Source organism: Haladaptatus sp. T7 (assembly GCF_026008575.1).
Lineage (GTDB): Archaea > Halobacteriota > Halobacteria > Halobacteriales > Haladaptataceae > Haladaptatus > Haladaptatus paucihalophilus.
In genome coordinates this window covers 259,915-280,294 of the sequence record NZ_BROP01000006.1, presented here as the reverse complement: position 1 = coordinate 280,294, position 20,380 = coordinate 259,915, and the positions used below count along the sequence as shown (strand labels likewise).

Annotated in this window: 18 protein-coding genes; 11 read left to right on the top strand and 7 right to left on the bottom strand. The window is 60.7% G+C overall.

Annotation, left to right across the window (positions count from 1 at the left end):
- Positions 1 to 213: 213 nt before the first annotated feature.
- Complete coding sequence (locus OPC11_RS17080; RefSeq protein ID WP_007980805.1) at positions 214 to 876, bottom strand: hypothetical protein; 663 nt, start codon at positions 874 to 876, stop codon at positions 214 to 216.
- Positions 873 to 1,469 (bottom strand): hypothetical protein, encoded by a 597-nt coding sequence (locus OPC11_RS17075; protein ID WP_264782713.1) that lies wholly within the window; start codon positions 1,467 to 1,469, stop codon positions 873 to 875. The genes OPC11_RS17080 and OPC11_RS17075 overlap by 4 nt, the downstream gene beginning before the upstream one ends.
- A gap of 613 nt (positions 1,470 to 2,082) precedes the next feature.
- Here OPC11_RS17075 and OPC11_RS17070 point away from each other — a divergent pair.
- Both OPC11_RS17070 and OPC11_RS17065 read left to right on the top strand, forming a co-directional pair.
- Positions 2,083 to 2,448 (top strand): SHOCT domain-containing protein, encoded by a 366-nt coding sequence (locus tag OPC11_RS17070; protein ID WP_232423893.1) that lies wholly within the window; start codon positions 2,083 to 2,085, stop codon positions 2,446 to 2,448.
- Positions 2,449 to 2,860: 412 nt separating this feature from the next.
- The gene (locus OPC11_RS17065) at positions 2,861 to 3,433 is read left to right on the top strand and encodes a hypothetical protein (protein WP_264782712.1); all 573 of its coding nucleotides are present in this window, start codon (positions 2,861 to 2,863) and stop codon (positions 3,431 to 3,433) included.
- Positions 3,434 to 3,454: 21 nt separating this feature from the next.
- Here the strand turns inward: OPC11_RS17065 and OPC11_RS17060 are convergent, their stop codons facing one another.
- On the bottom strand, positions 3,455 to 4,003 hold the full coding sequence (locus OPC11_RS17060; protein WP_264782711.1) for a hypothetical protein: 549 nt from the start codon (positions 4,001 to 4,003) through the stop codon (positions 3,455 to 3,457).
- A 127-nt stretch (positions 4,004 to 4,130) separates the two neighbouring features.
- Between OPC11_RS17060 and OPC11_RS17055 the strand changes: the two genes are divergently transcribed.
- The 4 genes from OPC11_RS17055 to OPC11_RS17040 all read left to right on the top strand — a co-directional run bounded on the left by OPC11_RS17055 (position 4,131) and on the right by OPC11_RS17040 (position 8,177).
- Entirely contained in the window at positions 4,131 to 4,544 is a 414-nt protein-coding gene (locus OPC11_RS17055) for a winged helix-turn-helix domain-containing protein (RefSeq protein WP_264782710.1), read from the top strand.
- A gap of 197 nt (positions 4,545 to 4,741) precedes the next feature.
- Entirely contained in the window at positions 4,742 to 6,103 is a 1,362-nt protein-coding gene (locus OPC11_RS17050; protein ID WP_007980819.1) for an NAD-dependent succinate-semialdehyde dehydrogenase, read from the top strand.
- 252 nt (positions 6,104 to 6,355) lie between these two features.
- Positions 6,356 to 7,738, top strand: a complete 1,383-nt coding sequence (locus OPC11_RS17045) for an aspartate aminotransferase family protein (protein ID WP_264782709.1) — start codon at positions 6,356 to 6,358, stop codon at positions 7,736 to 7,738.
- Between the two features lie 49 nt (positions 7,739 to 7,787).
- A complete protein-coding gene (locus tag OPC11_RS17040) occupies positions 7,788 to 8,177 on the top strand; it encodes a Rid family detoxifying hydrolase (protein ID WP_069452758.1) in 390 nt (129 codons plus the stop codon).
- A gap of 10 nt (positions 8,178 to 8,187) precedes the next feature.
- Here OPC11_RS17040 and OPC11_RS17035 read toward each other — a convergent pair whose 3' ends face one another.
- A complete protein-coding gene (locus tag OPC11_RS17035; protein ID WP_007980825.1) occupies positions 8,188 to 8,841 on the bottom strand; it encodes a hypothetical protein in 654 nt (217 codons plus the stop codon).
- A gap of 527 nt (positions 8,842 to 9,368) precedes the next feature.
- Between OPC11_RS17035 and OPC11_RS17030 the strand changes: the two genes are divergently transcribed.
- Complete coding sequence (locus tag OPC11_RS17030; RefSeq protein ID WP_264782708.1) at positions 9,369 to 11,003, top strand: BCCT family transporter; 1,635 nt, start codon at positions 9,369 to 9,371, stop codon at positions 11,001 to 11,003.
- Between the two features lie 78 nt (positions 11,004 to 11,081).
- Positions 11,082 to 12,446, top strand: a complete 1,365-nt coding sequence (locus OPC11_RS17025; RefSeq protein ID WP_264782707.1) for an aminotransferase class III-fold pyridoxal phosphate-dependent enzyme — start codon at positions 11,082 to 11,084, stop codon at positions 12,444 to 12,446.
- A 59-nt stretch (positions 12,447 to 12,505) separates the two neighbouring features.
- Here OPC11_RS17025 and ilvA read toward each other — a convergent pair whose 3' ends face one another.
- Positions 12,506 to 13,780 (bottom strand): threonine ammonia-lyase, encoded by a 1,275-nt coding sequence (gene ilvA / locus OPC11_RS17020; protein WP_264782706.1) that lies wholly within the window; start codon positions 13,778 to 13,780, stop codon positions 12,506 to 12,508.
- Positions 13,777 to 15,057, bottom strand: coding sequence for an amidohydrolase (locus tag OPC11_RS17015; protein ID WP_264782705.1), 1,281 nt, complete (start codon positions 15,055 to 15,057; stop codon positions 13,777 to 13,779). The genes ilvA and OPC11_RS17015 overlap by 4 nt, the downstream gene beginning before the upstream one ends.
- A 129-nt stretch (positions 15,058 to 15,186) precedes the next feature.
- Here OPC11_RS17015 and OPC11_RS17010 point away from each other — a divergent pair, with 129 nt between their 5' ends.
- Complete coding sequence (locus OPC11_RS17010) at positions 15,187 to 16,158, top strand: D-2-hydroxyacid dehydrogenase (RefSeq protein ID WP_264782704.1); 972 nt, start codon at positions 15,187 to 15,189, stop codon at positions 16,156 to 16,158.
- An 85-nt stretch (positions 16,159 to 16,243) separates the two neighbouring features.
- On the opposite strand, the gene OPC11_RS17005 is transcribed toward OPC11_RS17010, so the two are convergent.
- On the bottom strand, positions 16,244 to 17,422 hold the full coding sequence (locus tag OPC11_RS17005; protein ID WP_264782703.1) for a M24 family metallopeptidase: 1,179 nt from the start codon (positions 17,420 to 17,422) through the stop codon (positions 16,244 to 16,246).
- 606 nt (positions 17,423 to 18,028) lie between these two features.
- Between OPC11_RS17005 and OPC11_RS17000 the strand changes: the two genes are divergently transcribed.
- A complete protein-coding gene (locus OPC11_RS17000) occupies positions 18,029 to 18,217 on the top strand; it encodes a hypothetical protein (RefSeq protein WP_264782702.1) in 189 nt (62 codons plus the stop codon).
- A gap of 182 nt (positions 18,218 to 18,399) precedes the next feature.
- The gene (locus OPC11_RS16995) at positions 18,400 to 19,779 is read left to right on the top strand and encodes an orc1/cdc6 family replication initiation protein (RefSeq protein ID WP_264782740.1); all 1,380 of its coding nucleotides are present in this window, start codon (positions 18,400 to 18,402) and stop codon (positions 19,777 to 19,779) included.
- Positions 19,780 to 20,380 lie beyond the last annotated feature (601 nt).

The window sequence follows — 20,380 nt, the reverse complement described above, 5'->3', positions numbered from 1 at the left end:
CTCGGGGATTTCGAGGCGAACGTGCCGACACCGGATGTCAGTGCGGAAGGTTCGAACGAACGTATGCCGGTCGGCGAAGAATCGCGCAATCCGCTACTGTGTGGTCCGTCCCTGTAATCCGCCTCGGTTTGTAGGAAGGACGATACCCGATCGAGTATCACCGAATCGTCGTGGAACTTCGACCGATGCGAATCGGGACGAGAGCGGCACCCGTTATCGATTCGGGGATTCGAATTTCGCTCGAAGTTGGTCGGAGAGGTCCGTCAAATGGGCGGTGCCAAAGACCGCGACGAGGAGTCCACCGATGGTATTGTAGAACAGGTCGAGAATCGTATCGTCCAACCCGTACTGGGTGAGCACCTTTCCGATGCCGACGAGGTTCGAGACGACGGCGACGTAGAACTCGATGAGTTCCCAGATGACGCCGAACGCCATCACGAACAGCAACAGATAGACGAACATGAACGTCGGTGGCATCGAGATGTACTCCGTGTGCTCTTCGAGCGCTCGCGTCACCGCGTATGCCACGCCAGCGACGAGCGACGACGACAGCGCGTGCGTCATGTGGTCCCACCACCACGTCGACTTGTAGGGACTGATGAAACCCAGCGCGGGCAACGAGAGGGTCCCGAGCGCGTGCAGGAACATCGCGAGCGTAATCCAGAGGACGATGCCGCCGTTCATCGTGATACTGTAGTTCCGGTCGAAAAACGCCGGGAGAAACGTGACGAGGAGTCCGACGCTCGCATTCACGGCGATACCGGCGTTCCCTTGCCAGAGGCCGACCGCTAAGATGCCGATTATCGCCGCTTGGAGGAGTCGAACCAACTGACTCTCCCGGCGCGCCGAGAGGCTGACGGGGGTGTGGAAACTCATGCGCCACGCTCCCGTGGTCGTTCGACGTTCGCGGCGAGCCGACGCCGGAAGTACAACCAGAAGAGCACACCAGCGGCGATGCCCGCAACGAACGTCGCGGTGAATATGGTCATGAGTTCGGTGTTCGTCTCGATGAACCTCGTCCCGAGATACGTCGCCGAGGCCGCCGACCCGACGGCCCAGAACCCGGCAGTCGCGAGCGTCACGATGACGGTGAAGACGACCGCGAACTGCGGCGTCATTCGGACCGCCGTCGTCAGTTCGAGTGCGACGACGACGAGCATCGCGAGGGTCGCAACGCTAATCCCGGTCACGATATCGTCGAGGAACACCGGCCGAGCCGTTGCAACAAAGAGCGGAAGCGATGCGACGAGGAGCAGTGGCCACGGAACCGTTCGGGTCCACGACCGGTAGACGACCGCGGGTGAAATAGCGACGAACGCCGCAATCGCGGCCATCGTCGCCTCGACGAACAGGATATTCAAGAAGCTCACGACGGCAATCGCAACGAAGACGACCGCGAGAACCCACGCAATCGTCGCGTTCACTCGCGTATCTCTGATAAACCATTCTTCCGGAAGTGATTGACTCATCCCTCGTCCCCCCAAGAGACCACACGGCGATGAATTCAGTGCTCTAGTGGTTCCACCGTTATTGACGACCCGCATCGACTTATCTGTTGTACCGGTCGAGGGGGGAAACAGACAGGGCGGTCTGTTTAATCGGCAGGTTTAGTTCCATATCGAACCCATGGTAATCCGTCCCGAAAGGGACGAGAACGTTTGTCAATCGCCGTGATGCGTCTGAAGACAGTGTGAAGCCGGACGAAATAACTCTCCACACTGTCTCTATCGCACAATACGTCCCTCGTGGTCACAAACGGTGAGACGCATCGATCATCGGTTCGGGCGTCGTCTCGACTTCGGTTGTCGTCGCGGCGGTCGGGTTCGGTCATCCGCGCGGCACTACTGCCGGTATCGGTCTGCGAGGGTTGCTATTCGCTTGGTGCGAGCGAACTGTCTGTAACCTCTGGCGACGCTGTATCGAGCGATAGCGACGGGAAAACGCATAATCGATGTTCCGGTCATCGTTTCTGATTCGTCACATCTGACAGCGGTGTCGCGTTCTCGTTCTCAAACGATGGTAATCTGGCTTCGAATATAATTCGATAGACATCGTAGGAATAGATGTGAAGGTGAGCTACACATGACTCGTACACGTCGAATCGAAATTGGAACCGTGAGGCTGACTGCCATCGCGACGACGCTCGTCACCACCGCGACCGGAACCGTTGCCGCTCGCGCCACTGGCGCGATTGGCAGTGCACATATGTGGGACGGTGGCCATATGTGGGGCGATGGCTGGATGGCGGGTGCCGGTTCGATGGGCCTTTGGGGACTCCTCTGGATGGTACTCCTCGTCGCGGTTCCGCTCGCGCTCGTGTACTACCTGATGACTCGTCGCGTTCCCGAGGAATCGACCGACCCAGCGATGGAGACAGTCCGTGAGCGATATGCCCGCGGCGAAATCGACGACGAGGAGTTCGAGACGCTGCGCGCGAAGCTCACGTGAACGTCCCTTCCGTTTCGATGGGTCGCCTCTCGAACGGGACCCGTCGGCGACTCGTTCTCGAAACTTCGGATGCGAATCGCACGGAGTAGATACTCCGAGCGGGACACTTCCGTCGGTCTCGAAAGCGACGTACGAGACCGTGTGGACGAGCACGGAGACGGCAATCTCGCGATGGTCTGAACGTTGAAGAACAGAAACGCGATCAGCGCGAACAGACCGTGGATATCGCCTGTATCCAGGGGGAAGCGCCCGGTACCGATTGCACCGATATCGTCCACGGCGAAGATTGCGAGCAGCCAGCGCTTGGAATCGGTGGGGTCGCATTTCCCACGCCGACCATCTGTGACGCGAACACACGGCAGAGCACATAGTATTTGTGCAAAGCAACCTTCATCACTCGTGATTGAGAGCCGTGGCCGAGAGCAACCACCACCGGGCGGCGCGGGAGACGGAACGAGGAGTCAGGTACGCGATTCTCGCCGCGTTCGTCGTCGGCCTTCGCCGACGGAACCCCGGCGCAATCGTCAACGCGCTGGTCGCGTTCGCAGCGACGTATCTCCCCGATGCCATCGAACGCGAGTACGACATCACCTTCGGACCGTGGCAACGCGTCTATTCGGACGCCGCGATGCTGACCCACACCGTCGGAATGCTCGGCCCGTACGACGACGTGTGGTGGTGGGACCATCTCACTCACACGCATTCCGCGACACTCCTCGGCGGACTCGTCTTCGTTACCGCTCGCCACAACGGACGCGACCCCCGTCCGCGCGTCCTGGCCGTCGTCGTCGGTCTCGGGGCTTTGTGGGAACTCATGGAGTATACGATTCACGCCGTCGCCGACCGCTTCGGTCTCGAACCCATTCTCGTTTCCTACGGCAGATCGGATATCCTCCTCGACCTCCTGTTCGATCTCGTGGGTGCGGTGCTCGTCCTCGTATTTGGAGACCGTTTTCTTCGAAACCTCTATCGACATGCCGAGTGATTCCCGTCTTCGCGGGGACGTTCACGGGAGCGACTCGGCCGCTTCGAGGAGTTCCTCGTCCGTCCGCCACCGATACAACCGTCCCTCTTTTTCGAAGAGGTCGAAGACGCCATCTTGCATCCAACCGAACGGATGCGTTTCGTCGTCGTACTCCCGTTTGAGAACGTGACTCTTCGAGAAGAACTCCGTGGTACCGACGAGCAGGCCCTGTTCGACGAGGAAATCGCTCGGGTCCTTCTCTGCAACACCGACGAGGTACGTAACGAGGTCGGCGATGAGGCAGAATTTCTGGATGCTGTTGTCCCATTCGCCGCGAATATCGACCATCCGGAACGCGTAGGCGTCCTCCCGACGATTCAGACGGTCGGTCACGAGGTTCAACCGTCGAATCGGGTCTCTGTCGTAGTTTCCGAGGACGAAGTACGAGCGGTCGTTTTCGTAAACGGGTGTGAGCTCGGCCAGCGTCCGGACGATTTCCTCGTTGTCGGCCAGCGAAATCTCGTCCCGGTCGAGTCGAGCAGTTGCGCTCGTGAGAATACCCTCCGGAACTGGCGACTCTTCATCGGACATAGTACACGCACGTCGCGTGTTCAGCATAATATTTACGAAGTGATTTACCGAGTAAGGTATTCGAATTTACTCTGGAGTAATTTACTCCAGGGTAAACTACTTGTCGTGCCGGTGCGTAGCTTGCAGTATGAGTACCGATTTGGGGACGGGTGAGAGCACGGAGGCCCGTGAGTTGGTCCACTTCGTGACCCAACAGACCCGGTTCGCACTGGTCACGAATATCCTACAGCACCCACGGCAACTCCCGTCGATGTACGAGCTCGAACAGCTCAACCCGAGCATCAGCGAGGCAACCGTCTACAAGCACGTTCAAAAGTTGATCGACGCGGGAATCGTAACGGAGGTCGCGCTGCCGGACGCACAGCGCCGCCAAGGCTATCCCTGGAAGTTCTACGGTCTGACCGACGAGGGCCGCGCATTTCTCGAAGACCACAACCTCCTCGAAGCCGAGGAGACGCTCCAACGCATCTACGAGACGATTACCGACAAACCCGAGAAGATGGTCAAGTACGAAAACGCCCCGCGACCCGACGACGGGTAATCGAACGCGGAATTCCGCGCTTTTTCATCCGGGATATCTCGAACGTATTCCGTCGGTGTAACGGTTTACTATCTTCGTCCGTCACGTATCGACCGCGATGGCACCGACGGGCGGTACCGAGCGCCGACCCGCCCCGGCGGTAGCTTTATGCCAGTTACGAACACAGCATTTGTAGACGTCATCAACGAAAAAGGACTATGAACGTCATCAATCCCGCAACCGGCAACCAGATCGAAACGTACGAAGACGAGGACATCACCGAGGCCAAGGCGGCGCTCGACACCGCGACGGACGCGTTCGATTCGTGGCGAACCCGTCCGCTTCGGGAGCGCGAGGAACTCCTCTCGGACGTTGCGGATATCCTCGGCGAGCGAAAACAGAAGTACGCTGAGCTGATGACGCGGGAGATGGGAAAACCCATCTCGCAAGCGAAAGCGGAGGTCGAGAAGTGCGAATGGCTCTGTAACCACTACGCGGAACACGCGGACGCGTACCTCGCCGACGAGTATCACCCGAGTCCGGCCGGTTCCGCCGTGAAAACGTCGTACGAGCCGTTGGGAACCGTTCTCGCGGTGATGCCGTGGAACTTCCCGTTCTGGCAGGTGTTCCGCTTCGCGGCCCCGTACCTCACCGCGGGGAACGTCGGGATTCTGAAGCACGCCTCCAACGTGCCGGGGTGTGCGCTGGCCATCGAGGAGATATTCCGCGACGCGGGGTATCCCGAGGGCGTCTTCCAGTCCCTGCTCCTTCCCTCGTCGTCCGTCGAGGACCTGCTCGCCGACGACCGGGTGAAGGCGGCGACCCTCACCGGGAGCGGCCCCGCGGGTCGAGCCATCGCATCGACGGCCGGGGAACACCTCAAAAAGACCGTTCTCGAACTCGGCGGCAGCGACCCGTTCGTCGTGCTCGACGACGCGGACTTGGACGCGGCGGCGGAGACCGGCGCGTGGGCGCGCAATCAGAACGGCGGCCAGTCGTGTATCGCGGGGAAACGCTTCATCGTCCACGACGCGATATACGACGAGTTCATCGACCGACTCATCGACGAGTTCGACGCGCTGACTGTCGGCGACCCGATGGACGAAGACACCGACGTCGGCCCGCAGGCCCGCGCGGACCTGATGGAGGAACTCCACGAGCAGGTGACCGAGAGCGTGGACGCGGGCGCGACCGTCGAACTCGGCGGCGAACCGCTCGACCGCGAGGGTGCGTTCTATCCGCCGACGATTCTCACCGACGTCCCGGAGGGCTGTCCCGCGGACGCGGAGGAACTGTTCGGCCCCGTGGCATCCGTCTACCGCGTCGCCGACGAGGAGGACGCAATTACGAAGGCGAACGACACGGAGTTCGGCCTCGGCGCGAGCATCTGGACGGAAGACCGGGAGCGCGGCGAACGACTCACCCACGAAATCGACGCGGGCTGCGTGTACGTCAACCAACTCGTGAAATCGGATCCGCGGGTTCCGTTCGGCGGCGTCAAGGAATCCGGCTACGGGCGCGAACTCTCCGAAATCGGCATTCAGGAGTTCGTCAACCGAAAGACCATCTGGGTCGAATAGCGAATCCCATCTTTCCCGTCGAATCGTCACTCGAACGGTCGTTTCTGCACTCGAGGTAGGTGGATGAACGGAGCCGTTTCTCCGGCCCGCGCATCTTCTACAGTGGATAATTCCTGCGAGTAAATATCAATTGATTGTCTTTATTGCCCCTCAGTACGAAAACCGTGTACGGGTTCCGAATTCAAATTTCGTTTATGCCGAATATAGAAATCGTGGACAACTTATTTATAATTCTTTCACATGGTATCCCATATGACGGCGAGTCCACCGATAGACGAACTCCATTTCGAGGACGCACCGGACGTCGGAACCGTTCCGGGACCGAACACGCGGGAATTGCTGGACAAACAACGCGACATCGACAGCAGCGCGGTTTCGTACCCGGAGGACATTCCGATAGCCTTCGAATCGGGCAAGGGTGCGACGGTTCGTGACGCGGACGGGAACACGTACATCGACATGTTCGCCGGCATCGGCGTGCTGAACGTGGGACACGCCAACCCGTACGTTCTCGATGCGGTGCACGAACAGGCGGACAAACTCGTCCACACCGTGGACTTTCCGAGCGAGGCGCGCCTCGATCTCATCGAGAAGCTCGACGAAATCGCGCCCGGGGCGCTTCAGGGCAACAACAAGTTCGTCTTCGGCGGCCCGACCGGGAGCGACGCCATCGAGGCCGCGATAAAGCTCGCCAAGTACAACACGGGCGGCGACGGCCTCATCGCATTTCGGGGGGCGTACCACGGCGCGACCAGCGGCGCGATGAGCCTCACCGGAAACAAGGGTTTCAAGGGCGATTACACGCCCCTCCTCTCGGACGTCGTTCACGCGCCCTATCCCCATCCGTTCGGGCAGGACAAGACGCCGGAGGAAGCGGTCGACCACGCGCTCGAAGAGGTTCGAGCCATCCTCGAAGACCCCTACGGCGGACTGGCGAACCCGGCGGGTATCTTCGTCGAACCGATTCAGGGCGAAGGCGGCATCATCACGCCGCCGGAAGGGTTCCTTACCGGACTTCGGGAAATCGCCGACGACAACGACGTGGTGCTCGTGTTCGACGAGATTCAGAGCGGACTCGGCCGCACCGGGCAGTGGTGGGCCAGCGAGTGGTACGACGTCACGCCGGACGTGATGACGACGGCAAAGGCGCTCGGCGGCGTCGGGTTCCCGCTCTCGGGAACGATGTACCACGAGGACCTCGACACGTGGGGGTCGGGCGACCACGCGGGCACCTACCGCGGACACGTCGTGGCGATGCGGGCCGGAACGCGCGCCATCGAGTACATTCAAGATCACGACCTGCTGGCGCACGGCCGCGACCTCGGCGAGTACGTCCGCGGCCGACTGAACGAGGCCGCAACCGAGACCGGCAGCATCGGCGAGGTTCGCGGAAAAGGACTGTTCGTCGGGGCCGAGTTCGTGGACGCGAATGGGAACCCGGACGGGGAAACCGTCGATGCGATTCAACAGTACTGCTACGAACAGGGCGTTCTCGTGTGGAAGGCCGGACGTCACGGCAACGTCCTCCGCCTCCTCCCGCCGCTGGTCCTCACGGAGGAACTGGCCGAAATCGCGATGGACGTCATCGTCGAGGCCGTCCGGGAAGTGACCGCGGAACGGCAGGCGACCGCGTAGAACGAACCTTCGACCGACTCTTCGAACCTCCGAACGATTTCGAACCACCATGAGTGATACCGACCGAATCATCACGGACGAGGCACCGCGCAACGAGAACCCGTATTCGCAAGGCGTCCACGCGGGCGACACGCTGTACGTCTCCGGGTACGGTCCCGTTGACCCCGAAACCGGTGACGATATCGAGGGCGACATCCGAACGCAGACCGAGCGCGTGTTGGATAACATCGCCGCCGTCGTCGATGAGGCGGGCGGCGACGGTCTCGACGACGTTGTAAAAACGACCGTCTATCTGACCGACCTCGACGACTACGATGCGGTCAACGACGCGTACGGCGCACGGGTTCCCGGCACCCCACCGGCGCGGGTCTGCGTCGAAGTCGCACGGCTTCCGGGTGACGTACGGGTCGAAATGGACGCTATCGCGTACCTCGGCTGACTCGATATCGTCAGTCGTTCAGCTCTTCGACGCGCTGGTCGCGCTGTTCCGCCGCGGCGTTGACCTTCTCGATGAACGAGTGCATCTGTTCTTTCATCTCCGAGCGCATGGACGTGGCGGAGAACTCGTCGGATTCGGTGAGGAGGCGGATGAACGCGCGGAGTTCCTCGTCGGTTATCTCCTCGAAGTCGCCGAATTCGAGTTTGTCGATGACCTCGTCCACGTCTATTTGACCGACCGGTTCGACGTTGAAATCCACCGTGACCATGCGGTAGTCCGACCCCGCCAGTTCCTGTTCGGCCTCGTTGACGCCTTGGGCGAGCATGTCCTTGAACGGGGTGTAGTAGCCCATCGTCCCGAGATGGAGGAACGCGAGCATGTCGGTGATTCCCTGCGTGTAGGCGTCCCTCGCGTCGTCGTCGGGGTTGAAGACCGTCTCCCGGTCACGGTCTTCGAGGTGTTCGAAGAGAAGAGTAAAGTCGAGAATGGCGTTCCGGAGGCGACGGCGAATCCGATTTCGCTTCTGCTTTTTGGAGTGCTCCGTGTAGTCGGACTTTCGCCCGATAAGGAACTCCCTGTCGCTCGGCGTGAGGATGCCTCGGTCCCGATCTGCGGAGTAGGCGAGGTCGTATCTCGCCTCGCGCTCGGATGGTTCATCACTCATAAACGGAAATTGTGTACGACAGCGATTAAGGGTTACGAAGGTGCGGTTTTCGGACCCCAATTCGAAACGGCGGGAAAACCGGCTTTATCCCCGGTAAGTACGGGAGTAACCCCGATTAGCTCTTCACCACCGCGAGTTTCGAACGGGAATGGCCCCGTTGTCGAATTCCTTCTGGGAGAACGGCCACCATCCATTTTCCATAAAGCACGTTATACCATCACATATCTTATAACTGTTGTAGTCGTACACAGATAACGTTCTCACGTCAATCTTATAAACATATACTGTATGCGCTAGCATCAATATCCGTAATATTTATCACCGTCATTCACGATGCATGCTATGTATGCCACCATACACCATGGCTATTGCCATCAATCATCATCCATGAGACACAAATCACACGGCCGTTACGGGAAGGACGGATTGACCATCGTGGACGGCGGAATGACCGTTCGGCGACCGAAGACGACGAATACCGGGTCGAAAACACAGCCGTCGGCCCGACGGCTGGGGGGTGGGTTCGAATGAGCAACTCCGACGACCAAGGTGCAATCGCCGAGTTCCGCGAGGAAATCGAACCGACCATCTTCGGGGCCGGTGCGGCGGTCACGCTCGTCTTCGTCGGCGCGTTCGTGTTGAACCCGGCTGACTCGTACGAGTTCGTCGAGGGAATACAGTTCTGGATTCTGGAGTACTTCAACTGGTACTTCCTCATCGTGATGTTGGCCTTCGTCCTCTTCCTCGCGTTCCTCATCTTCGGCCCGTGGGGAAAACTCCGGTTAGGCGACGAAGACCCAGAATACAGCTATCTCTCGTACTTCGCCATGATGTATTCGGCCGGACTCGCGGCGGGCATCGTCTTTTGGGGTCCGGCGGAGGCGCTCACGCACTACGGGAGCGTGCCGCCGCTATACGACGTACCTGACAAGTCGGCGGCCGCGATGCCCGTCGCGGTGCAGTACGCCATCTTCCACTGGAGTCTCACCCAGTGGTCGTGTTTCACCGTGATGGGACTCGCCATCGGCTACTTCGTCTATAACTACGACGCCCCGCTCAGGGTGTCGGCGGTGTTGACGCCGATACTCGGTGCCGACAACGTCGACGGACCGATAGGGAAGGCCGTCGACATCCTCGCCGTCTTCGCGACGCTGGGCGGCGTCGCCACGTCGTTGGGGTTCGTCGGAAGCCAATTCATCACGGGGCTGAGCTTCCAATGGGGCATCGAACTCGGTGACGTGGGGACCATCTTGGTTATCACGGGCATGACCGTGGTCTTCACCACCTCGCTCGTCCTCGGGGTCAACAAGGGTATCAGGTGGCTCTCGAACTTCAACATGGTGTTGTTCTTCCTCGTGATGGTCGCCACCCTCGTCTTCGGCCCGACGTTCCGCATCCTCGAACTCGGGTCACAGGCGTTCGGTCGGTTCGTGACCGATTTCTTCAGGATGAGTCTCTTCACCGAAGCGGCCCAACCACCCACCTACGACAAGTGGGTGAACAAGTGGACCGTCTTCTACTGGTTGTGGCCCCTCGCGTGGTCGCCGTTCGCTGGGCTGTTCATCGCCCGCATCTCGCGCGGTCGGAGCGTCCGCGAAGTCGCGTTCGCCGGAATCGGGGCGACGTCGATGGCCACCGTTCCGTGGTTCATCATCGTCGGCGGGACGGCCGTCACGATGCAGAACACGGGCGTTGCACAAATCCTCGGACCCATCGCACAGTACGATGAGTCGGTCGCCGGGTTCGTCCTGTTCAACGCGGTTCCGGTCATCGGACCGCTTCTCCTCGCCGCGTTCCTCATCCTCGTGACGACGTTCTTCGTCACGTCCGCCGACTCCTCGACGCTGGCGGTGTCGATGATAACGACCGGCGGGAAGGAACACCCCTCGTCCATCAACCGCATCTTCTGGGCGGTGCTTCAGGGGACAGTCGCGTCCATTCTCATGGTGGTCGGTGGTGTCGATGCGCTCCAATCCGCGTCCATCATCACAGGTGCACCCTTCGCCGTCGTCTGTCTGCTCGCCATGCTCGGACTCGTGAAAACGTTCCAGGAGGAATCCGGTGGCATCCTCCTCCAGGACCGGACGAAACTCATCGGCGCGCCGACGGTACGGGAGGAAACGACGGACGGGGCGAATGTGGCTGGTCAAGACGACGACTGACCGGCCACCCGACCGACAACCATCGTCCAATCCTGCAACGACAACAAGTTTTAATAACGGTATATACGAACATTGTGTATGGATAGGGACACGGCGAATCCCGACGTGGTCACGCTGCCCGGTCCGAACGCACAGAAGTGGATCGATTTTCATCACGAACACTCCGCGCCGAGCGAGTTCTCACACGAGTTCGTCTGGGACGTGACGGGCGAGGCGGACGGCCCGTTCGTCACCGACGTCGACGGCAACGTGTTGCTCGATTTTACCTGCCACATCGGCGCGGCACCGCTCGGCTACAACAACGAGAAGATTCTGGACAAACTGCGCGAGTTCTCGCTCGTCGAACCGATGAAAGTCGCCGGGCAGGACATGTACTTCGGCGCGGGACCGGACCCGGAAACGGCGGAGTTCCCCGCGTCGAGCCACCTCGTCGAGAAACTCGTCGACGTCTCCAGCCAGTACGGAATGGACACCGTCTTCCTCTCGAACTCCGGGGCCGAGGCCATGGAGAACGCGATGAAGATAACCCACGACCACAAGCCCGCCGCCAAGTACGCCTACACGTTCGACGGGAGCTTTCACGGACGAACGCTCGGGACCCTCTCGCTGACCCGTTCCAACGAGGTGTACACGCGCCACTACCCGGAAATCGGCGGCGTTCGGATGGTCCCGTTCTGCGAGGCGTCCGGCGACACCGACGACGCTTGTGACTGTGGCTTTTTCACCGAGAACGGCTCACAGCTACGGAACGCGCTCCAACCGGAAGGCGGCCACGTCAACCCCGACGAAGTGGCGTTCGTCACCATCGAACCGATTCAGGGAGTGGGGGGCTATCGGTTCCCGAACACCGAATTCATGGCCGAAATCGACGACGTGTGCGAGACGTACGACATCCCGCTCGTCGTCGACGAAATCCAGTCCGGCGTGGGTCGCACGGGAGAGATGTGGGCGTCCGACCACTACCCCATCGAACCCGACGTCATCGCCAGCGCGAAGGCGCTTCGAACCGGCGCGACAATCTCGCGGTCGGACCTCTTCCCGTCCGAGAAGAACCGGTTGGGGTCGACGTTCGGCGGCGGCGACCTCCTCGCGTCGATGCAGGGCGCGTTCACGCTCGAAGCCATCGAGGAGTACGACCTGCTCGACAACGCGACGGAACGCGGCAGGCAAGCCAAGGAGTTGCTCCGCGATGGCGCACCGGCACACGTCGATGACGTGCGCGGAAAAGGGCTGATGCTCGCCGTGGAGTTCGATACCGCGGACCGACGCGATGATGTCGTCCGCGAAGCGCTGAAACGCGGACTCCTCACCCTCGGCTGTGGGTCGAAGACAATCCGGCTCCTCCCGCCGCTGGACTCGACAGAGCGCGAAATCGAACTCGGCGTCGGCATCCTGAACGAAGCCATCGAGGCGGCGGGAACGCCGTCCGCGAAACCGGCCTAAAAGGTTCGAACCGAATTCCGGCGGTCGAATCGCCGCCCGACGACGATTTGCGACCGACTTCACCCGTCCAACGGACCGTTCTCCACCGCGATGCCGTCCCGGTCGTCCAGCGCGTCGAACACCGTCGAAAGATGGTCCCGTCCGCCTCCCGCCACGCCGATGGTCACCGGCGTTCGATTCGGGTCGTCCGCGTCGGTTCGGCGCGCCCGCTCCAGTTCCTCCAGTTCCGCGCCGTGTCGTTCGAGGGTTTCAGTGAGCGCGTCGAGTCCGCTCGGCCAGTCCGCGACCGAAAGGCGAGCCTCCGCGTACCGGCCGAGTCGCATCAAACCGGAGCGGGTACGCTCGGCGTGGTCGGAGAGGTTCACGTTGCCCCCGGAGACGATTACCGCGACGTGTTCGTTCGTGACGTCCACCGCGCCGGAGAGCAGCGCCGCGAGCGGCGCTGCGCCAGCGGTTTCCGCGACCGTTTTCGCCCGCTCGGCGAGGAGCGCGACGGCGACGCTCATCTCGCGGTCGCTGACGCTCACCACGTCGTCCACTCGCTCGCGGATGACGGCGAAGGTCTTGTCGAGCAGTCGAGTGTCGGCGATGCCTTCGGCCACGGTGTCCACGTCCGACAGTTCGTGGATTTCGTCGCGTTCGAGCGACGGCTTGGCGTGGAACGCGCCCTCCGGTTGCACGCCGACGACACGGATGTCCGGGTCGTGCGCCTTGAGAACGGTTGCGATTCCCGAAATCAGGCCGCCGCCGCCGATGGAGACGAGGACGGTATCCAGTTCCGGATACTGGTCGAGCAGTTCGAGGCCGACGGTTCCCTGTCCCGCGATTATCTCCTCGTCGTTGAACGGGTGGACGAATCGCAACCCCTCCTCGTCCGCGAGTTCGAGGGCGTGCTCGTAGGACCGTTCGTAGATATCGCCTTCGACGAGGACTTCCGCGCCGTATCCTCTGGTCGCTTCTATCTTCGCGGAGGGGGTCACCTCGGGGACGACGATGGTCGTGTCGATGCCGAGCAATCCCCCGACAAAGGCGACGCCCTGCGCGTGATTGCCCGCGCTCGACGCGACGACGCCGCGCTCGCGCTCAGACGACGACAACTGCGCCATCGTGTTGTACGCGCCGCGACTCTTGAACGACCCCGTTCGTTGCATGTTCTCCAGTTTGAGGCCCACAGAGGCCGCCCCGCTTCGCTCCGCGAACGTCGTCGAGCGGTCGAGCGGCGTCCGGTGAATCACGCCGTCGAGACGCGTTCGAGCGGCGTTCACGTCGTTCACGCCCACGATATCGTCGGCGGACGGGTACACGTCCTCGTCGTTCGTCCGTTCGGAGTTCACGCTTCGGTCCCCGGGACGGAACGGATGGATTCGACCAACACGTCCACGCCGATTTCGAGGCTCCGTTCGTCGACGTCGAACGTCGGCGTGTGATGGCTCGTCGGGTGGTCGGTGCCGACGATGAGATACGTGGCGAGACCGCCGTTCTCCTGTACCCGTCGCATCAGGAACGTGGCGTCCTCGCTCGCGCCGAAGTCCGCGGCCGGAAGGACCGACTCGACGCCATCGGCGTCGCGGGCGACGTTCGCCACGACGTCGGCGAGTTCGGGGTCGCTGTCCGCGCGCGGGGATTTACTCCGCACGTCGATGTCAACGTCACAGCCGTGCATCTCGGCGGCGGTTTCGAGCGTCCGGTTCAGGCGGGATTGCATGTACTCCATGAGTTCGGTCGTCTCGCCGCGCGCCTCCGCTTCGACGTGTGCGAAATCGGCGATGACGTTGCTCGACGTCCCGGCTTCCGCCCATCCGAGGTTGACGCGGGTCATCCCGTCCTCGTGCCGCGGAATCGCGTAGGCGTTCTGGATGGCGGTTCCGAGCGCCTGCATCGCGTTATCGCCGTCCTGCGGCGCTTTTCCGGCGTGTGCGGAGGTTCCCTCGAACGTCACGTCGACGTGGCACATGGCGAGCGGTCGCTCGATTCCGGCGACGACCTCGCCGGTCGGATGGTCCAATCCGACGTGGACGGCAAAGAGGTAATCGAGGTCGTCGGCGAACCGACTCTCCGCCATCGGGTGGCCGCCACCCGACACCTCCTCGGCGGGTTGGAAGAAGACGACGAGCGTCCCCTCGAAGTCGCTCTCCGCGATGGCTTCGAGCGTCGCCAACCCCCACGTCATGTGGGAGTCGTGACCGCAGGCGTGCATCGTCCCGTCCCCTTCGGACCTGAACTCCTCGGCGACGGGTACGTGGTCGCCGTCCGTCGATTCCTCGATGAACAGGCCGTCGATGTCCACCCGTAGGCCGACCGTCGGTCCTGACCCTCGATTCAGGACCGCAACGACCCCAGTGTTTCCACCCTCCATGCTGTCGAGAAGTTCGGGGTCGGCACCGCGTTCGCGGGCGCGCTCGGACCACTCCTCGATGTCCTCGGCGTCTGGGACGGCCATCCTGTCGTCGCTGTCGTACGCCTCCGTGCCGACGGCGAGTTCGTCGGCGCCGATCTCCCGAATCTCCTCGACGAGTCGATGCGTCGTGTAGAACTCGCGCCACGCCGGTTCCGGGTACCGATGAAACTCCCGCCGCACGTCGGCGAGTCGGTCGCGTATTGGTTCCGCCATGCGTGGTACTGGCACGCCCAGCCACTTAATTGTAAACGCAATTCGTTGACAGCGACTACACAAAAGGACTAAGGTGGGGCCTGACAATCGTTCGACCGTCGATTCGCGTCAGCAGACGCGGTGGTGCACATGAGTGAAAACCCGGATATCGTCGTCCTCCGCGAGGGGACCGAAGGACTCTCGATGGAATCGTACGCAGAGGCGTTGCGCGAACGTCTCCCCGACCGAACCGTCGTTCACGCTCGGACGCCGAAGATGGAGCGCGAACTCGTCGCGGATGCCCGAGTCGTCACCGGCATCACCGTAGACGAAGCGCTGCTCGCCCGCGCCGACCGACTCGAACTGTTCGCGTGTACGTTCGCGGGCACCGACCACGTTCCCATGGACGTACTCGGGGAACGCGGCGTCGCGGTGACGAACGCGGGGGGCATCCACGCGCCCGGCATCGCCGAGCAGGCCGTCGGCAACATGCTCGTTTTCTCCCGCCGTCTACACGAAGGATGGCGACGGAAGCGGCGCTCCGAGTGGCGACATTTCCAATCCGGGGAACTCACCGGGAGCACCGTCACCGTCATCGGTCTCGGGTCCATCGGACAGGCGGTCACCCAACGTCTTCAGGGGTTCGAGGTAGAGACCATCGGCGTTCGGTACACGCCGGAGAAGGGCGGCCCGACAAACGAAGTCGTCGGCTTCGACGAGGACGCCATCCACGACGCCCTCTCTCGCAGTCGGTACGTCGTCGTCGCCTGTCCGCTCACGGAGGCGACGCGCGGCCTCATCGGGGAGTCGGAGCTCGCGACGATGCCGACGGACGCCGTTCTCGTCAACACCGCTCGCGGCCCAATCGTCGATACCGACGCACTGGTCGCCGCGCTCCGGTCGAACAAGATTCGCGGGGCGGCGCTCGACGTGACCGACCCCGAACCCCTCCCGGCCGACCATCCGCTATGGGACTTGGAGAACTGCCTCATCACGCCGCACACCGGCGGACACACGCCGCTCCACTGGGACCGGCTCGCCGACATCGTTGCGGGGAACCTCGAACGCCTCGAAACGGGCGAACCGTTGGAAAATCAGGTCCTCGCGCCGGAGCCGAACTGAATCACATCTCCCGTTGACGGTCCTCCTTTCCGATTCACCACACCTCTTTCCGATTCTTCGAAACACCCCCTTTCCGAGTCCTCGATTACGACGTAAAGAGGCGTCGCGGGAAATCGGCCAGCACTTCGGCACCGTTCGAGGTGACGCGGAACGTCTCGCTCAGCTCGACCCCGAAATCGTCGAACCAGAGGCCCGGAATCATGTGGAAGGTCATGTCCTTCTCCAGCACCGTTTCGTCGCCGGGACGCATGCTGGCGGTGTGCTCACCCCAGTCCGGCGGGTATCCCAGTCCCATCGTGTAGGCGATTCGGTCCTCCTTTTCGAGGTCGTATTGTGCGATGGTGTCCCGCCAAACCTTCTCGACCGACTCGCAGGTGACGCCGGGTTCGACGGCATCGAGCGCGGCTTCGAGTCCTTCGACCACCACATCCGCCGTTCGCTGAATCTCGACCGGAGGGTCGCCGACGAACGTCGTCCGGGCGAGCGGCGAGTGATAGCGGTGCCGACACCCGGAGAGTTCGATGATAACGGGGTCGCCGTCCTCGAACTCCCGGTCGGTCCACGTGAGGTGGGGTGTCCCCGTGTGGTCGCCCGAGGGCATCAGCGGAACGATGGAGGGATAGTCGCCGCCGAAATCGTCGGTACCGCGGATGAGACCGTCGTAGATGGCGGCGGCTGCCTCGTACTCGGGAACGCCCTCCTCGATGGCGTCGAGTCCGGCCAGCATCGCCTCCTCGGAGATGCGCGCCGCCTCGCGCATGTAGTCGAGTTCCTGCTCGCTCTTCTTGATTCGAAGCCAGTTGACGAGGAGCGTCGCGTCCTCGAAGTCGGCTTCGGGGAGGTTCTTCTGGAGTCGCGTGTAGGATTTCGCGGTAAAGTAGTAGGCGTCCATCTCCAACCCGATGTCGCCGTCGTCCACGTCGAGGTCTTCGAGAACCGCGCTCAAGTAATCCATCGGATGACGGTCGTACGGCGAGTGAACGTAGTCGTCGTCGTACGCCCGAATGCTCTCCTCGTCGAGCCACGTGGTTGCCCGTGCGCCGTTGGCGTCCATGCCGCGACCGACCCACACGGGTTCGTCACGTTCCAGGGAGACCACGACAGCCTGATGGACGTAGAACGACCAGCCGTCGTACCCCGTGAGATAGTTCATGTTCGCGGGGTCGGCCACGACGAGCGCGTCGAGTTCCGCTTCGCGCAGTCGCTCTTTCGTCCGTTCTAAACGCCGTTCGTACTCGCTGTCGTCGAAGATAGTTCGTTGCATGCTAACGACACTCATCTAACCAATCGTGGAATAGCTGTTTAACTTTTTTGTGTACGAAGGAAACAGAACGTGTGTACACTGCGGCTTGGCTTGACCGCATAGCGTTCTAGCCATCGCCCACGTGACGAATTCGAGACGAAACGGAAGTGGGTAGTTTCCAATTCTCCCGATACGCTCTGTTTCTATTCTCGCCATCCACCTATTCCACCTATTCTAACTATTTCACCTATTTCCAAGGAGTTAACTACTCCATCCATTCTCCGGGGACCATCTCTGTCACCGCTTTCTCTCCCACCTCTTTCTCTCCCACCTCTTTCTCTCCCACCGCTTTCTCTGCCAATTCCCTATACGCTCTACTTCTCCCATTCTTCCGTACTCGAAGACAACGAGACGATGATTGCAGAGCAAATCACTGGTCTATCGACAAACACGATGGCGGCTTCGGGTACCCGTCTGTGGTCCGTTCAGGTATCGATTCAGTTGCGAACGTGGAAAATTGTAATCCGGAGGGAATCTCGATGGGACGAATTCTTAACACCCCGAGAGTCGAAGGGATTACTGTCCACGATGCCCCACCGGGATTCCGACTACACGCCATTATCACCGATGGCAACGGAAGCGCTCACACATCTGCGTACTCGCTTCGGTTCAAGTGAGTCGTTTACCTACGAGCAAGCAGGTCGAGTGCTTCGAGAGCACGATATCGAGAGCGTACTCGTCGACGACCTGCTCGAAACGCTGTTGCTTCGAGGGTATCTCTACGAAGTCGGCGACAACTTGCGTATCACGGATTAGCTCGCACGGTGATATTTCGCCGGTTCTTCGGTTCACGGTTTTAGACTTCGGTTGCGGTCCGTACCCAGTATTACAAGTCCACCATTTGAGATGGTAAAACTACTCTCTTCGAGCAGTTAGACTTCGACATAGGTAGTTTTTTATCCGTAGTCTTGTTGCTTTTTGATATGCCAGACGATGACATGGGGACACCGGACGACGCTCTCTCGGATAGCATCGAGGGAACCGCGACCGACCCACCGACGGCCGACGGCTCCGGTCAAAAAACGATTCGTGAGCTCCTCGAGGAGGACTCCGGTAAATCGGTTTTCGTGAACCGGAACCTCGTCGAACCGGATACCATCATCGACGAAGAACGTATCGTCGGCCGTGACGACCAACTCCAAGCGGTCGTCGCCTATCTCAAACCGGCCTTGCGTGATGAGCGACCCCCCAATATGCTTCTCTACGGTCCCTCCGGTACCGGGAAGTCCCTCATCGTCAATGCCGTCTGCGGACAAATCGTCGAGCTCTGTGAATCACAGGATATCAACTTCGGTGTTATCAGTCTCAACTGCCAGCCGATCACCACCCTCGACCGTGCGGTCTACAAACTCGTCGAAACGGTCGCGAAAGACGTGGGCGTCAAAACCGGCGTTCCGGCAACCGGCGTCTCCACCGAACAGAAGTACGAACGACTCTACGACCTTATCAACACGTACTACGATTCGGTCATCTTCATCCTCGACGAAATCGACCTCCTCGTCGGTCGGGAAGACGAGCCCGCGTATTCGAAACTGCTCTATCAACTGTCGCGCGCGGGGAAGACGGACACCATTCACGGGACGGTGTCCGTCGCCGCCCTGACGAACGACCCCAAGTTCATGGAGAACGTCGACGGGCGCTCGGAGAGTTCGTTCAACCCCGAAGACATCCCCTTTTCCGACTACGACGCGAACCAGCTTCGAGAAATCCTCGAACATCGTCGCGACGCCTTCCGAGCTGGGGCCCTCAGTGATGATGTTATTCCGTTGGTCGCGGCGTTCGCCGCCCAAAGTCACGGTGATGCCCGCAAAGGAATCGACCTCTTCCGGAAAGCCGGTGACCTCGCCGACCGACAAAACGACGAGATGGTAACGGAATCGCACGTCCGAGACTCACAGGACGAAGTCGATAAAGACCGCATGCTGACCCAAATCGAAGGGCTCTCCACGCAAAAGAAGATCTCACTCTATGCAACGGCGGCCGTCGCGGTACATACGGCCCACGCCACGACGTCCGTCCCGAGTCCCGTCGGGTATCAAGTCTACAAGTGGATCACGGAGCTGTTGGACGCCGACCAGATGACGCGCGAAACGTACATCAAGTACGTCAAAGAGCTCAACACGTACGGAATCGTTGACGCCGAGCGGAAAAGCCGTGGCCGCGGTCAGGGAATGCACATGGAGTTTTCTTTTTCGGATAATCCCCAACCAATTCTCGATCTGCTCGCGGAAGATTCCCGACTTTCGGCGATAGCCGACGAAACGGACCACCTCAAGACCATCGCGCAAACGAAGATGCAGAGATTCAAGAGTTCGTGAACGCGAGGATTCAAGAGTTCGTGAACGACGGATAGCAGACGGTTACAAACCCCTGTGTCGAAGTGTAACTGCCAACAGCAGTCGGTGACAATCTCGGAATCGTTCGTTACCACCCCGTGTTCGAAGTGTATCGTTTTCCACGCCAACGGGAATGTCGAAAAGTGAATAAACCCGAAATCAGGAGATAGGTGCCGGTTCTCGGCCCAACTCACCCCGTCGCCGAAGTGTAACGATGGACGAAAAGACCCCGTTATCGAAGTGTAACGGACTGCGACGTCGAGACGCCGCTGCAATTCTCGTCCCGTCACACCGCTTACCCCGTTATCGAAGTGTAAATTGGAGAAGAAACCGACAGCAAGCATCGACTTACTGGTCGTTGTCAACCCCGTTATCGAAGTGTAACTCAACACCCACCCAGTGGTTGTGATACATCGTGTTCTTGCTTTCAACGGTCATTGTCGGTATGAAGAAGGCACGTTCGAACACCCACCCCGTTGTCGAAGTGTAACAGCCGATTCGTGAGCGAGATACGCCGGGGAACCACGATCGACGGTTGCAACGTGTTGTCCACAGGTTCTCCTAGGGCACGTTTCGAAGAACG